General features: G+C 69.9%; 10 protein-coding genes. 4 read left to right on the forward strand and 6 right to left on the reverse strand.

Annotation, left to right across the window (positions count from 1 at the left end):
• Window positions 1-23: 23 nt before the first annotated feature.
• The 6 genes from ACGFX9_RS09420 to ACGFX9_RS09445 all read right to left on the reverse strand — a co-directional run bounded on the left by ACGFX9_RS09420 (window position 24) and on the right by ACGFX9_RS09445 (window position 7177).
• Window positions 24-1331: an alpha/beta fold hydrolase gene (locus ACGFX9_RS09420; RefSeq protein WP_393467235.1), complete on the reverse strand. Its 1308-nt coding sequence runs from the start codon at window positions 1329-1331 to the stop codon at window positions 24-26.
• A 91-nt stretch (window positions 1332-1422) separates the two neighbouring features.
• The gene (locus ACGFX9_RS09425) at window positions 1423-2439 is read right to left on the reverse strand and encodes a LacI family DNA-binding transcriptional regulator (protein ID WP_393467238.1); all 1017 of its coding nucleotides are present in this window, start codon (window positions 2437-2439) and stop codon (window positions 1423-1425) included.
• A gap of 57 nt (window positions 2440-2496) precedes the next feature.
• Window positions 2497-3591, reverse strand: a complete 1095-nt coding sequence (gene rhaS, locus ACGFX9_RS09430; RefSeq protein ID WP_393467241.1) for a rhamnose ABC transporter substrate-binding protein — start codon at window positions 3589-3591, stop codon at window positions 2497-2499.
• Window positions 3592-3634: 43 nt separating this feature from the next.
• Window positions 3635-4633, reverse strand: coding sequence for an ABC transporter permease (locus tag ACGFX9_RS09435; RefSeq protein WP_393467245.1), 999 nt, complete (start codon window positions 4631-4633; stop codon window positions 3635-3637).
• Window positions 4626-5684, reverse strand: a complete 1059-nt coding sequence (locus tag ACGFX9_RS09440; protein WP_393467249.1) for an ABC transporter permease — start codon at window positions 5682-5684, stop codon at window positions 4626-4628. Before ACGFX9_RS09440 ends, ACGFX9_RS09435 begins: the two co-directional genes overlap by 8 nt.
• Window positions 5681-7177, reverse strand: coding sequence for a sugar ABC transporter ATP-binding protein (locus ACGFX9_RS09445; RefSeq protein ID WP_393467252.1), 1497 nt, complete (start codon window positions 7175-7177; stop codon window positions 5681-5683). Before ACGFX9_RS09445 ends, ACGFX9_RS09440 begins: the two co-directional genes overlap by 4 nt.
• A 288-nt stretch (window positions 7178-7465) precedes the next feature.
• On the opposite strand from ACGFX9_RS09445, the gene ACGFX9_RS09450 reads away from it, so the two are divergent.
• From ACGFX9_RS09450 to ACGFX9_RS09465, 4 genes are all read left to right on the forward strand, one after another.
• Window positions 7466-10663, forward strand: a complete 3198-nt coding sequence (locus ACGFX9_RS09450) for an alpha-L-rhamnosidase (RefSeq protein WP_393467255.1) — start codon at window positions 7466-7468, stop codon at window positions 10661-10663.
• 33 nt (window positions 10664-10696) lie between these two features.
• Entirely contained in the window at window positions 10697-11866 is a 1170-nt protein-coding gene (rhaI, locus tag ACGFX9_RS09455; protein ID WP_393467258.1) for an L-rhamnose isomerase, read from the forward strand.
• 5 nt (window positions 11867-11871) lie between these two features.
• Window positions 11872-13911, forward strand: coding sequence for a bifunctional aldolase/short-chain dehydrogenase (locus ACGFX9_RS09460; protein WP_393468314.1), 2040 nt, complete (start codon window positions 11872-11874; stop codon window positions 13909-13911).
• 274 nt (window positions 13912-14185) lie between these two features.
• Window positions 14186-15724: a rhamnulokinase family protein gene (locus tag ACGFX9_RS09465; RefSeq protein ID WP_393467261.1), complete on the forward strand. Its 1539-nt coding sequence runs from the start codon at window positions 14186-14188 to the stop codon at window positions 15722-15724.
• The last annotated feature ends 28 nt before the right edge of the window (window positions 15725-15752 follow it).

Raw genomic sequence — 15752 nt, forward strand, 5'->3', positions numbered from 1 at the left:
CGGACCGCAGGGAACCGGCCGGTTCAGACTTCGCCCCTGGTCAGGGCGAGGAGCCGGTCGAGTACGCGCGGCGCGCCCACCCGCAGTCCATCGTGCTCGAACTCATCGGTGACCCAGGTGCGCAGGCCGCGGATGGAGCGTGCGGTGCGCAGGGAGTGGGCGGTGTCGACGTACATGTCGTCGTGGTAGATGGCCGCGGCGGCCGGGACCTCGTTCGCGGCGAGGCGTGCCGTGTCGTACAGGGGCGGCCAACCCGTGCGCGCGGCGAGCAGTTCGGCGGTCTCGCGCAGTGGACGCAGCGCCGGGTCGCAGTCGAACTGCCAGCGCTGTACGGCCTCCCCGGTGAACAGCAGCGGGGCGTCACCGTCGAGCGCCTTGCCCGCGTCGAACTGCGGGAACTCACCCCGCAGCCGCTCCGCCGACCAGTCGCTCGGCCGCTCGCCCTGCCCGTAGATGCTCTCGTGCAGGACCGCGAAGAGAGGCTGGCTCCTGAGCGAGAGGACAGCCTGTACGTCTTCCTGGAACGCGTCGGAGAGCTCATGCCCCGACGGCGTCCGTACGAAGGCGTCTTCGAGGAGGTAGTGGAGGCGGTGGCTGCCCTCGCCCGTGCCGAGCAGCATGCCGAGGGACTGGAACGCCTCGACGGTGAGCCGGTAGCCGCCGTTCAGGACGGGCTCGTGCTCGGCGAGGTGGGCCGCGATACGGCGGGCTCGCTCGACGTCCTGGGGGTAGCGGGCGTAGTGGGCGGCGCTCTTGCGCTCCATGCGGGGGTAGGCGGCGCGGTAGACGTCGTCCGCGTGGCCGTCCAGCGTGGGCAGGCCGCCGGTGATGAGCGCGGTGCGCAGGCCTTCGGGCGCCGCTGACAGGTAGTGCGTCGCGCAGAAGCCGCCGAAGCTCTGGCCGAGGACGGTCCAGGGGGCGCCGCCGGTCAGCTCGCGGCGGATCAGCTCGCAGTCCCGGACGATGGAGTCTGCGCGGAAGTGCGCGAGGTAGTCGGCCTGTTCGCGGGGGCCGCCGCGCAGCGGGAGCGTCTGGCGCGTGGCAGGGGTGGAACTGCCCGTTCCGCGCTGGTCGAGGAGCAGCACCCTGAAGTCTTGCAGGGCTCTGCCGAGCCAGGCCTCCTTGCCCACGAACCGGTTGGCCCCGCACCCGGGGCCGCCCTGCAGATACACCAGCCACGGCAGGTCCGCCCCCGCGTGCGCGCCCGCCACCACCTCGCGGGCGAAGACCTCGATCCGCTCCCCCGCCGGGTCCTCGTGGTCCAGGGGCACGGAGAAGCGGTGGTCGGTGAGGACTACGCCGGGCTGACGGTAGGGGGCGGTGGCGGGCAAGGAGGCTCCTTCGGCGGTGTGCGGGGACGGAGGCTGGCGTGAGGGAACGGAGACTTCGCCCCAGTTCAGCACACCGCCGCGCCGGGCCCTGTCAGCGGGGCACCAGGCTGGAGCGCCGCACCACGAGCTCCGGCTGGAGCACCACACGCCGGTGCTCGTGCTCCTCCGGGGCGGCGTCCCCCTCGGTCTCCTCCAGGAGGAGTTCCGCGGCCATGGCGCCCATCGTGACGGCGGGCTGGCGTACCGAGGTGAGCGGGACGACGGCAGCCGCGGCGAACTCGATGTCGTCGTAGCCGACGATGGCGATGTCCTCGGGAACGCTCACCCCGGCCGCGTACATGGCCTGGAGCACGCCGAGGGCGAGCAGGTCGTTGGCGCAGAAGACGGCCGTCGGCCGGTCGGCGAGGCCCAGGACGCGGGCGCCCGCGTCGCGTCCCGCGGCCACGTCGAGGCGTTCGGTGGGCAGCTCCCGCAGCGCCGACGCCGGAAGCCCCGCCTCCGCGAGTGCCTGCAGCGCTCCCTGCCTGCGGTCCTTGACCTGGTTGAGGCCGGGCGGGCCGCTCACGTACGCGATGCTGCGATGCCCGGTGTCCACGAGATGACGCACCGCGAGCGCCCCGCCGAGGACGTCGTCCACGGAGACGGAGCACTCGGTGGCGCCTTCGGCGACACGGTCGACGAGGACGAACGGGATGGCGTGCCTGCGGAACGCCTCGATGTTGCGGCCCGTCGCGTCCGCCGGGGTCAGCAGGACGCCCCGTACCCGCTGTTCGGCGAAGAGTGCCAGGTATTCGGCCTCTTCGGAGGGGCTCTGTCCGCTGTTGCACATCATGACGCGGAGCCCGGCGTCGCGCGCGGTGCGCTCGGCACCGCGCGCGACGTCCACGAAGAAGGGGTTACCCATGTCGAGCACGAGCAGCGCCATGATGCGGCTCTGTCCGGCACGCAGCTGCCGCGCGGACTCGCTGCGGACGTAGCCGAGCCGCTCGATCACGGACTGCACCCGGTGGCGGGTCTCTTCGGAGACCACGTCCGGGCGGTTGATCACATTCGACACGGTGCCCACCGACACGCCGGCGTGCTTCGCCACGTCTTTGATGCCGACCATGCGTCCCCTTGTTCTGTTGCTCGTGCGGTGCCTCGTGCACCGCAGCGTGCGATCCCCTCAGAATTTGTACTGGTCGATGTTCTTCTTGTCGAAGACGGTCGGTTCGCCGAGATCGACGACTCCCTTGTCACCGATGGTGAAACTGCCGAGGTCACCGGCCTCGAACTTCTCGCCCTTCTTGCCGGTGATCCGGCCTGACTTCAGAGCCACGGCGGTGTGCGCGGCGAGTGCGCCGAGCTTGGCCGGGTCCCACAGTTCGAAGCCCTCGACGGTGCCGTTCTTCACGTACTGGCGCATGTCGTTGGGAGTACCGAGGCCGGTGAGCTTCACCTTGCCCTTGTACTTCGATCCCGAAAGGTACTGTGCCGCCGCCTTGATGCCGACCGTCGTGGGCGAGATGATCCCCGCCAGCTTCGGGTGCTCCTGGAGGAGGCCCTGGGTCTGCTGGAAGGACTGCTGGGCGTCGTCGTTCCCGTAGGCGGTCTTCACCAGCTTCATGTTCTTGTACTTGGGCTTCTTCAGCTCGTCCTTCATGAAGCCGATCCAGGTGTTCTGGTTCGTCGCGGTCTGGGCGGCGGAGAGGATCGCGATGTCGCCCTTGTAGCCGAGCTGTTCGCCGAGCAGCTCCACCTGCGTGCGGCCGAGCGCCTCGGCACTGGACTGCGATACGAACACGTCACGGCATCCGGCGTTGGTGTCCGAGTCGTAGGTGACGACCTTGATGCCGTTCTTCATGGCCTGCTTGAGGGCGGTGCACAGGGCGCCCGGGTCCTGCGCGGAGACGGCCATGGCGTCGACCTGCTGCTGGGTGAGCGTGTTGACGTAGCTGACCTGGCCGCTGGTGTCGGTGGCGCTGTTGGGACCTGTCTCCTTGTAGCTGGACCCGAGCTCCTTGAGCGCCTTCTCGCCGCCCTTGTCGGCGACGGTGAAGTACGGATTGTTGACCTGCTTGGGGAGGAACGCGACGGTGAGGCCCTTCTTGGTGGCCGCGTCCGGGTCGGCCTTGGCGTTGGAGGCCTTGCCCGCGTCGTCGTTCTTCGATGACTCCTTGGTGGTGCCCCCGCAGGCGGTGGCGGCGAGGGCGAGCGAGGTGGCGGCGGCGAGGGCGGCGCAGGTGCGGCGCAGCGTGGCGGAGCGGCGGGCAGAGAGCATCGTTGGTCCCTTTCGGACTTCGGGCTTGCGGAGGTACGTGGGGTCAGCGGGCGGGGGCGGTGGCGCGGCGGCCCGCTCTGGCGACGGCGATCTGCCGGGCCACGCGGGGCCCGAGCACGGACACCACAAGGAGCACGCCGGTGACGACGATCTGCGACTGTGCGGAGACGTTGAGCAGGCTCATGGCGTTCTGCAGCCCGCCGAGCAGGAAGACACCGGCGATGGCGCCGCCGAGGGTCCCCTTGCCGCCGTCGAAGTCGATGCCGCCGAGCAGGACGGCGGCCACGACGGACAGTTCGAGTCCGGTGGCGTTGTCGTAGCGGGCGCTGGCGTAGTGCAGGGCCCAGAAGACGCCCGTGAGCGAGGCCATGAGGCCCGTGAAGACGAAGAGCCACAGCTTGTGCCGCTTGACGCGGACACCGGCGAACCGTGCGGCCTCCTCGTTGGCGCCGATCGCGAAGAGCGAGCGCCCGAAGGGCGTGGCGTGCAGGACGACGACGGCGATCGCGAGCAGCGCCAGGAAGGGCAGGAAGGCGTACGGCAGGAAGGTGTCACCGATGCGCCCGGCCGCGAAGTCCTGGTACTGGGAGGGGAAGTCGGTGACGGCGTCCGAGCCGAGGACGATCTGCGCGATGCCCCGGTAGGCGGCCATGGTGCCGATGGTCACGGCGAGCGAGGGCAGCCCGAGCCGGGTCACAAGGAGACCGTTGACGAGCCCGCAGACGACGCCGATGAGCAGGACGAGCGGAATGATCGTCTCGATGGCCATGCCCGCGTTCCACAGGGCGCCCATCACCGCTCCGGAGAGCCCCGCCGTGGAGGCCACCGAGAGATCGATCTCTCCGGAGACCACGAGAAGCGTCATCGGGAGGGCTATCAGCGCGATGGGCAGCGTGTTGCCGATGAGGAACGACAGGTTGAGGGCGTTCCCGAAACCGTCGACAAAGGAGAACGACATCAGCAGGAGTACGACAAGGAGGGCGCCGACAACGGTGTCCCAGCGGACGGCGCGCGTGACGTCAAGCCGGTTGGAGTCAGCCATGGCGGCCAGCCCTTCTGTTCGATGCGGCCCTCTTCGTCAGGGCCTTGGCGACGCGCAGGGCGACGACGCGATCGACGGCGATGGCCAGGACGAGCAGTACGCCGTTGATGGCGAGCACCCACACGGAGCTGACGCCGAGCGCCGGAAGGACGCTGTTGATGGAGGTCAGGAGCAGCGCGCCGAGTGCCGCTCCGTAGACGCTGCCGGAGCCACCGGTGAAGACGACGCCGCCGACCACCACGGCGCTGACGACGGTGAGTTCGTAGCCGTTGCCGGTGGCGGAGTCGACGTTGCCGAAGCGGGCCAGGTAGAGCGCGCCCGCGAGCCCCGCGAGCGCCCCGCACGCGGTGTACGCGGCGAGGATCCGCTTGCGCACCGGGATGCCGGCCAGGCGCGCGGCCTCGGGGTTGGAGCCGAGGGCGTAGAACTCGCGGCCGGCGCCGAAGTGCCGTAGGTAGTAGGCGACGGCGATCAGCACGAAGAGCGCGATCAGTGCCAGATACGGCACGGCCGAGATCCCGCCCGACCCGAAGTCGACGAATCCGTCCGGCAGATCGGACGCGGTGATCTGGCGCGAGCCGACCCAGATGGAGTCGACGCCCCGGATGACGTAGAGCGTGCCGAGCGTCACGACGAGGGCGGGCACCTGGCCGAGGCTGACGAGCGCCCCGTTGAGCAGGCCGCAGCCGACGCCTAGAGCGACGGCCAGGAGGATCGCGACCGTCGGGTTTCCACCGCCCTGGAGGTAGTTGCCGGCGGCGAAGGCGCTGATCCCGAGCGTCGAGCCCACCGACAGGTCGACGTTGCGGGTGATGACGACAAGGGCCTGTCCGGTGGCGACGAGGACGAGGATCGTCGCGTTCAGGAGCAGGTCCTTGATGCCCTGCTCGGACAGGAACTCGCTGTTGCCCGCCTGAGTGATGCCGATCATCACCAGGAAGACCAGGAGGATGGCGAGTTCGCGCATCTTGAAGACACGGTCGACCAGGCGGGTGGCCCCGGCCTTCTCCGGGTCGACGGCGGGCGCGGGGCTCTGGGTGGTCACACTCATGCCGTCCTCCCGGTGGCGGCGGCCATCACGGACTCCTCGGTCGCCCGCGCGCGCGGGATCTCGGCGGTGAGCCGCCCTTCGTGCATGACGAGGACCCGGTCGGCCATGCCGAGGATCTCGGGCAGGTCGGAGGAGATCATCAGGACGGCGACGCCGTCAGCAGCGAGTTCGGAAAGCAAACGGTGTACTTCGGCCTTGGTGCCGACGTCGATGCCGCGGGTCGGTTCGTCGACGATGAGCACCTGGGGCCGGGTGGCAAGCCACTTGGCGAGAACGACCTTCTGCTGGTTGCCGCCGGACAGGGTGCCGACGGCGTCGGCGATCCGCGCGTACTTCACCTGAAGTCGCACGGCCCAGTCGAGCGAGCGGCTGCGCTCGGCGCGACGGTCCATGAGGCCCGCGCGTACCGTCGTACGCAGTCCGGTGAGCCCGATGTTGCGCTCGATGGACATGTCCATCACCAGGCCCTGGGCACGCCGGTCCTCGGGGACGAGCGCGAGTCCGGCCGCCATGGCGGTGCTCGGAGCGCCGTTGACCAGCTCACGCCCCTGCACCTCGACCGTGCCCGCGTCCCACCGGTCGACGCCGAACACGGCCCGCGCGACCTCGCTGCGGCCGGCTCCGACGAGACCGGCGAGCCCGACGATCTCCCCGCGCCGTACATCGAACGAGACATCGGCGAAGACGCCTTCGCGGGTCAGCCGGCGGACGCTGAGCGCGACCTCGCCCACGCGCGTGTCCTGCTTCGGGTAGAGCTCGTCGAGGTCGCGGCCCACCATGCGGCGTACGAGATCGTCCTCGGTCAGTCCTTCGAGGGGCTCGCTCGCGATCAGGGCGCCGTCCCGCAGGGTGGTGACGCGCTGGCACAGCTCGAAGATCTCCTCCAGGCGGTGCGAGATGAACAGGACCGCGGCGCCCTGTTCGCGCAGGGTGCGTACGACGCCGAAGAGGCGGGCCACTTCGCTGCCGGTGAGGGCGGCGGTCGGCTCGTCCATGATCAGGACCCGGGCGTCGAAGGAGAGCGCCTTGGCGATCTCGACGATCTGCTGGTCGGCGATGGAGAGCCCGCGTGCGGGCTGTTCGGGGTCGAGGTCCACGGCCAGGCGCTTGAAGAGCGCGCCGGCAGCGGCGTGCACGGCCTTGTGGTCGACGCGGCCAAAAGAGCGCCGGGGCTGGCGCCCCATGAAGATGTTCTCCGCGACGGAGAGGTCGGGGAAGAGCGTCGGCTCCTGATAGATGACGGCGACGCCCGCGTCCCGGGCGTCGCCGGGGCCGTGGAAGGCGACCGGGGAACCGTCGAGCGACAGCTCTCCCGTGTCCGGCCGGTGGACCCCGGCAAGGGTCTTGATGAGGGTGGATTTCCCTGCGCCGTTCTCGCCCGCGAGGGCGTGCGCCTCACCGGCGTACAACTCCAAGGAGACGTCGTGCAGGGCGCGCACGGCCCCGAAGGACTTGCTCAGGCCCTGCACGGCAAGGACGGGGGGCTCTCTCATAGGTAGCACCGATCGGTAACGAAGGGCATGCGGCTTCTGGCCGCGGGAATCAGCGGTCGGGCGTCATCGGGAGTCACCCACCGGACACCCCGGGTGAAAGGTTTCAATCAATTTTCAGGGAAGCTAAACCCGCGCCAACTGCCGCGTCAATGGTCGCGACTTGAAAAACCTCTCCGCTCTCGATGCGCCAAGGTCGAAGCGTTCAGGGGCTCTTGACATCAGCCATCGCCCTCCCTAGCTTCGCCTCTCGTGAAACGATTCATCGTCGAGTCGTTACGGAGCCGAATTGTGATCAGCAGAAGACGACTGCTCAGCACCACCGCCACGGCCGCCCTGGGAACGGCGATGGCCGCCGGGGCCGTTCCCGCGGCCCACGCCGCCCCCACCGCGGCGGGCCGGGCCCTTCGCGTCACCAGACCGACCGTGGAGTACGTGAGGCACCCGCTCGGCCTCGACGTGCCGCGCCCGAGGCTGAGTTGGCCGCTGGCGTCCGCCAAGGAGGGCCAGGCACAGTCGGCCTACCAGATACGCGTGGCCACCACCCCGGACCGCCTTTCCAAGCCCGACGTCTGGGACAGCGGCAAGGTCACGTCGAGCGACTCGGTCCTTGTCCCCTACGCGGGCCCCGGCCTCAAGTCCCGTACGCGCTACCACTGGACGGTCCGGGCCTGGGACGCCGCGGGCAAGGCCTCCGAGTGGAGCGAGCCCTCCTGGTGGGAGACCGGGCTCTCCAAGGCATCGGACTGGTCGGCGCGCTGGATCGGCGCACCGGCCTCCCTCATCGGCGCGCCCAGCCTGAAAGACGCCTCGTGGATCTGGTTCCCCGAGGGTGACCCCGCGACCAGTGCCCCGGCGGCCACCCGCTGGTTCCGCGGCCACTTCGACATCCCCGAAGGGGTCACTCGCGCTCGCCTTGTCATGACCGCCGATGACGGCTTCACGGCGTACGCCGACGGCACACGCGTCGCACACACGGAGGCCGACAGCGCCGCCGACAACTGGCGCCGCCCGGTGGTCGTGGACGTGACCGCCCAGCTGCGCCCCGGCGCCGCGGCCATCGCCGTCTCCGCCACGAACGCCACCACGGGACCGGCCGGCCTGCTTGGCATGCTCGAACTGACGACCGCCGACGGAGTGCGCGTCCTGGGCACCGACGGCTCGTGGAAGACCACCGACAAGGAGCCATCGGGCGACTGGCAGTCGACGGGGTACGACGACGGCTCGTGGTCGGCGGCCAAGGTCCTCGCGCCCTGGGGTTCGGGCCCCTGGGGCAAAGTGGCCGTCAACCACTCCCCCGCCGCCCAGCTGCGCCACGAGTTCCGCCTCAGGGCGGGCAAGAAGGTCGCGCGGGCCCGGCTCTACTCCACGGCCCTCGGCCTCTACGACGCCTGGCTGAACGGCGAGCGCGTCGGCGACGACCGCCTGGCGCCCGGCTGGACCGACTACAACAAGCGGGTCCAGTACCAGACGTACGACGTGACCAAGCAGCTCAAGTCGGGTGCCAACGCGCTCGGTGTGACGGTCGCGGCCGGCTGGTACGCGGGGAACGTCGGCATGTTCGGTCCGCATCAGTACGGTGACCGTCCGGCGTTCCTCGGGCAGTTGGAGGTCACGTACACCGACGGATCGACCGACCGCGTCCTGTCGGGGACCGACTGGCGTGCCGCCACGGGCCCGGTGACCGCCGCCGACCTCCTGTCGGGCGAGGACTACGACGCCCGCCTTGAGACCGCGGGCTGGACGCGCACCGGCTTCGACGATTCCAAGTGGGTCGCGGCCGATGCCGTCGACAAGGTCAAGGCCGCCGTCGTGGCCCAGGTCGACGCGCACACGCGCGTGGAGAGCGAGATCTCCGCCCAGAAGATGAGTGAGCCGAAACCGGGCGTCTTCGTCTTCGACCTCGGTCAGAACATGGTCGGGGCGGTCCGCCTGAGTGTCTCCGGGGAGGCCGGTACGAAGGTGCGGCTGCGCCACGCGGAGGTCCTCAACCCCGACGGCACGATCTACACCACCAATCTGCGGACCGCGGGCGCCACGGACACGTACACGCTCAAGGGCGGCGGCAAGGAGACGTACGAGCCGCGGTTCACCTTCCACGGCTTCCGCTACGTGGAGGTGACGGGCTATCCGGGCAAGCCGCCGCTCGACGCGGTGACGGGCCGGGTGATCCACACCTCGGCGCCGTTCACGATGGACTTCAAGACCAACGTCCCCATGCTCAACCAGCTGCACAGCAACATCACATGGGGCCAGCGCGGCAACTTCCTGTCCATCCCCACCGACACTCCCGCGCGCGACGAGCGGCTCGGCTGGACCGGCGACATCAACGTCTTCGCGCCGACCGCCGCCTACACGATGGAGTCGGCCCGCTTCCTCACGAAGTGGCTCGACGACCTGCGCGACAGCCAGGCCGACGACGGCGCCTTCACCGACGTGGCCCCGTTCGTCGGCACGGTCGGCAAGGGCGTGGCCGGCTGGGGCGACGCCGGAGTGACCGTCCCCTGGGCGCTGTACCAGGCGTACGGGGACACCCGCGTCCTGGAGCAGTCCTGGTCCTCGATGCTGAAGTGGCTCGACTACCTGGAGAAGCACAGCAGCGGATACCTGCGCCCCGCCGAGGGCTACGGAGACTGGCTCAACATCCAGGACGAGACGCCCAAGGACGTCATCGGGACCGCCTACTTCGCGCACAGCGCAGACCTGGTCGCGCGTGCCGCCGAAGCGCTGGGCAAGGACCCGGCCCCGTACAAGAAGCTGTTCGGCGGCGTCCGGGACGCCTTCCGTGCGGCGTACGTGAGCGACGGCGGCCGGGTGAAGGGCGACACGCAGACCGCGTACGTCCTGGCCCTCTCCATGGACCTGCTCGCCGACAGCGACCGCGCACCGGCGGCCGCCCGTCTGGTGGAGCTCATCAAATCCAAGGAATGGCACCTGTCGACCGGCTTCCTCGGCACTCCGCGCCTGCTGCCAGTACTTACTGCCACCGGCCACACGGACGTCGCCTACCGCCTCCTCGTCCAGCGGTCCTTCCCCAGTTGGGGCTACCAGATCGACAAGGGCGCCACGACGATGTGGGAGCGCTGGGACTCCATCAAGCCGGACGGCAGCTTCCAGGACGCCGGAATGAACTCCTTCAACCACTACGCCTATGGCTCGGTGGGCGAGTGGATGTACGCGAACATCGCGGGCATCGCCCCGGCCGACCCGGGCTTCCGCAAGATCCTCGTCCGCCCGCGCCCCGGCGGCGGCGTCACCGAGGCGCAGGGCAGCTTCGACGCGCTCTACGGCCCGGTCACCACCCACTGGAAGACGGACTCGGAAGGCTTCCGTCTCACGCTGACCCTGCCCGCCAACACGACGGCGGAGGTATGGATCCCCGCCGACAAGCGCTCCCAAGTGACCAACGGTGAGACGGAGTTCCTGCGGATGGAGGACGGCTGCGCCGTCTTCGCCGCGGCCTCCGGCACGCACCGGTTCTCCAACTGACCCACCTCGACCGACCTTTCGGAAGGCTGCGCGATGACCGCCGGACCCAGCAAAGACGCCGTGAAAGCGGCACTCACCTCCCAGGCCCTGGAGACCCCGTCCTGGGCGTACGGCAACTCCGGTACGCGCTTCAAGGTCTTCGCGCAGCCAGGTGTCCCCCGCACGACCCGCGAAAAGATCGACGACGCCGCCCGCGTGCACGCCCACACGGGCGTGGCGCCCAAGGTGGCCCTGCACATTCCCTGGGACCGGGCCGACGACTACGCGGCGCTGGCCGACTACGCCGCCGAGCGCGGGGTACGGCTCGGCGCGGTCAACGCCAATGTCTTCCAGGACGACGACTACAAGCTCGGTTCGGTCACCAACCCGGATCCGGCGGTCCGCCGCAAAGCCCTGGACCACCTCCTCGAATGCGTCGACATCATGGACAAGACGGGTTCACGCGACCTGAAGCTGTGGTTCTCCGACGGCACCAACTACCCCGGACAGGACGATCTCCGCAGCCGCCAGGACCGGCTGTCCGATGCCCTGCGGGCCACCTATGAGCGGCTCGGAGACGACCAGCGCATGCTCATCGAGTACAAGCTCTTCGAACCGGCCTTCTACGCGACGGACATCCCGGACTGGGGCACGGCGTACGCACACTGCCTGAAGCTCGGCCCCAAGGCACAGGTCGTCGTCGACACCGGTCACCACGCACCCGGCACCAACATCGAGTTCATCGTCGCGACCCTGCTGCGCGAGGGCCGCCTCGGCGCCTTCGACTTCAACTCGCGTTTCTACGCGGATGACGACCTGATGGCGGGCGCCGCCGACCCCTTCCAGCTCTTCCGGATCATGTACGAGGTCGTCCGCGGCGGCGGTCTGAACTCCGACATCGCGTTCATGCTCGACCAGTGCCACAACATCGAGGCGAAGATCCCCGCGATCATCCGCTCGGTGATGAACGTGCAGGAGGCCACGGCGAAGGCGCTCCTCGTCGACGCCGACGCGCTGGCCGAGGCCCAGCGGACCGGCGATGTCCTCGCCGCCAACGCGGTCCTGATGGACGCCTACAACACGGACGTCCGACCCCTACTGGCAGAAGTCAGGGAGGACTCGGGGCTCGACCCTGATCCCATGAGGGCCTATCGGAAGTCAGGATGGCAGGAGCAGATCGTCAAGGACCGCGTGGGCGGCGACCAGGCCGGATGGGGGGCATGAGCGGCATGACACAGCACGAGCGGATCACGGAACTCCTGGATCGCGCCCATCGCTTGGGCGCCGATCCGCGCAACACCAATTACGCGGGCGGCAACGCGTCGGCGAAGGGCACCGCTCCCGACCCGGTGACCGGCGCGGACACCGACCTGATGTGGGTCAAGGGCTCGGGCGGCGACCTGGGCACCCTCACCGAGGAAGGCCTGGCGGTCCTGCGTCTTGACCGTCTGCACGCCCTCAAGGAGGTGTATCCGGGCGCCGACCGCGAGGACGAGATGGTCGCGGCCTTCGACTACTGCCTGCACGGCAAGGGCGGCGCGGCCCCCTCCATCGACACGGCGATGCACGCCTTGGTGGACGCCCCGCACGTGGACCACCTGCACCCGGACTCGGGCATCGCTCTGGCCTGCGCCGCGGAAGGCGAGAAGCTGACGGCCCAGTGCTTCGGCTCCACGGTGGCCTGGGTGCCCTGGCGGCGCCCCGGCTTCCAACTGGGCCTGGACATCGCGGCGGTGCACGCGGCGAACCCCGACGCCATCGGCTGTGTCCTGGGCGGTCACGGCATCACTGCCTGGGGCGCGACGGCCGAGGAGTGCGAACGCAACTCGCTGCACATCATCCGCACGGCGGAGGCGTTCCTCGCCGAACACGGAAAGCCGACCCCGTTCGGCCCGGTCCTCGCCACGCACACCCCCCTCCCCGCCGCCGCACGCCACCACCGCGCTGCGGAACTGGCCCCGTACATCCGGGCGCTGGCCTCGCAGGACCGCCCCCAGATCGGCCACTTCACCGACACGGACACGGTCCTCGACTTCCTGGCAAGTGCGGAGCACCCGCGCCTCGCGGCCCTGGGCACCTCCTGCCCCGACCACTTCCTGCGCACCAAGGTCAGGCCCCTGGTCCTGGACCTGCCGCCCACCGCGCCACTCCAAGAGGCCATCACCCGCCTCAAGGAGCTGCACACCGCGTACCGAGAGGAGTACGCCGCCTACTACACCCGGCACGCCGACCCGACCTCACCGGCCATGCGCGGCGCCGACCCGGCGATCGTCCTCATCCCGGGCGTGGGGATGTTCTCCTTCGGCAAGGACAAACAGACTGCCCGAGTGGCGGGCGAGTTCTACGTGAACGCGATCAACGTGATGCGCGGCGCCGAGGCTGTCTCCACGTACGCCCCGATCGACGAATCGGAGAAGTTCCGCATCGAGTACTGGCCCTTGGAAGAGGCCAAACTCCAGCGCCTCCCGAAGCCCAAGCCACTGGCCACCCGGGTGGCCCTGGTGACCGGCGCGGGCAGCGGCATCGGCAAGGCGATCGCCCACCGCCTGGTGGCGGAGGGCGCCTGCGTGGCGGTCGCGGATCTCGACGCGGAGAACGCCGCGGCCGTGGCGGACGAGCTGGGCGGCCCGGACAAGGCCATCGCGGTCACCATGGACGTCACATCGGAGGAGCAGATCACCGCCGCCTTCGCCACCACGGCACTGGCCTTCGGCGGAGTCGACCTGGTGGTGAACAACGCCGGCATCTCCATCTCCAAGCCCCTCCTGGAGACCACGGCCCGCGACTGGGACCTCCAGCACGACATCATGGCCCGCGGCTCGTTCCTGGTCTCACGCGAGGCGGCCCGCCTCATGCGGAACCAGGACCTGGGCGGCGACATCATCTACATCACGTCCAAGAACGCGGTGTTCGCGGGCCCGAACAACATCGCCTACTCAGCCACCAAGGCGGACCAGTCCCACCAAGTCCGCCTCCTCGCCGCCGAGTTGGGCGAGCATGGCATCCGGGTGAACGGCATCAACCCGGACGGTGTGGTCCGCGGCTCGGGAATCTTCGCGGGCGGCTGGGGCGCGCAGCGCGCGGCGACGTACGGCATCGAGGAGGAGAAGCTGGGCGAGTTCTACGCCCAGCGAACCCTGCTCAAGCGGGAGGTGCTCCCCGAACACGTGGCAAACGCGGTCTTCGCCCTGACGGCAGGCGACCTCACCCACACAACGGGCCTGCACATACCGGTGGACGCGGGCGTCGCGGCGGCGTTCTTGAGGTAACCGCACTCGCCGGGGGCGCCCACCGCCTCTGCACGGGCCGGAGCTGGTTGGCCGCGAGCCCCACCAACCCGAGGCCGCGCATCCGACCGGAGGGGACGTGCCGGTATGTCTGCCCGGAGCACAGCAAGCCGGACTCCGGAACCGAAGTAGCCAGACGTTCGGACCGAGATAGCGAGGACGGACATACCGGCGCGGCCCCGCCCCCAAGAGCCACACCGCGAAAACGACCACCCGCACGCGTCTTCATCCCAGACCCTCACCCCTGCGAGCCCCCATGCCCAAAGTCAGCACTCGCGTCACCCGCACCCACCACCGCTTCGCCGCAGTTGACCTGGGCGCCTCCAGCGGACGCGTCATGGTGGCTCAGGCAGGCCCCGACACGCTCACCCTCCGCGAAGCACACCGCTTCCCCAACCGCCCGGTCCGCACGGCCGGCACCCTGCACTGGGACATCCTCACCCTCTACGCCGGAGTCCTGGACGGCCTGCGCGCCGCATGCCTCGCCGACCCGGCACCCCTCACCTCCATCGGTATAGACGGCTGGGCAGTCGACTACGGCCTGCTGGACGCGGACGGAGACCTCCTGGGCAACCCGGTGCACTACCGGGACACCCGCACAGAGGGCATCGCGGCCAAGGCCTGGGCGACGGTTCCGGCCACCGAGCTGTACGCCGCGACAGGAGTCCAGTACGCCCCGTTCAACACCCTGTACCAACTCATGGCCGCCCGGGAATCAGCCCAACTGGCCTCCGCCAAACAGCTATTGCTCATTCCTGACCTCCTCACCTACTGGCTGACGGGCGAACTGGGCACGGAGCTGACCAATGCCTCCACCACACAGCTCATGGATCCCGGCACGGGAGGCTGGTCCCACGAGGTGGCCACCCGCCTCGGCATCGACCTCAGCCTGTTCGCACCCCTGCGGCACCCCGGCGACCCCGCAGGGCACTTGCTGCCGCAGGTCCTGGAAGACACCGGTCTGAGTGTGCCCGGGCGGGCCCCCGTCCCGGTGACCGCCGTCGCCTCGCACGACACCGCGTCGGCCGTAGCCGCAGTCCCCGCCACCACGGACAACTTCGCCTACATCTGCACCGGCACCTGGTCCCTGGCAGGCCTGGAGCTGTCCGCCCCCGTCCGCACAGAGGAGAGCCGGCAGGCCAACTTCACCAACGAGTTGGGCATAGACGGCACGGTCCGCTACCTGCGCAACATCATGGGCCTGTGGCTGCTCCAGGAGTGCCTGCGCGACTGGAGTACAGGCACGCACACCCCCGCACTGGAAGATCTGCTGCGCGAAGCCGCCGCCGTCCCCGCCCTCCGCTCGCTCATCGACGCGGCAGACCCCACCTTCCTGCCCCCCGGCAACATGCCGCACCGCATCGCCGAAGCCTGCCGAGCCACTGGCCAGCCCGTTCCCGCCACCCCCGCGGAGACGACCCGCTGCATCCTCGACTCCCTGGCCCTGGCCCACCGCCGGGCCATCGAGGACGCCCAACGCCTGGCGGGCCGAGCCGTGGACGTGGTCCACATAGTGGGCGGCGGCGCCCGCAACGCACTCCTGTGCCAACTGACAGCGGACGCCTGCGGGCTGTCTGTCGTCGCCGGCCCCGCGGAGGCGGCGGCGCTGGGCAACGTACTCGTACAGGCCAGAGCGCACGGCCTGATAGGCGAGGACCGCCACGAAATGCGTGCCCTGTCGGCCCGCACCCAGCGGCTGACGCGGTACGAGCCGACCCGCGACCGGGCGAGCCGGGCAGCGTGGGAGAAGGCCTCGCGCCGCGTTCCCCCGCACTCCCGCATTCCCGCACCCTGACTCCCGCTGAGCGCGCGCAGCGCATACG

Source organism: Streptomyces sp. NPDC048436, assembly GCF_043200355.1.
Lineage (GTDB): Bacteria > Actinomycetota > Actinomycetes > Streptomycetales > Streptomycetaceae > Streptomyces.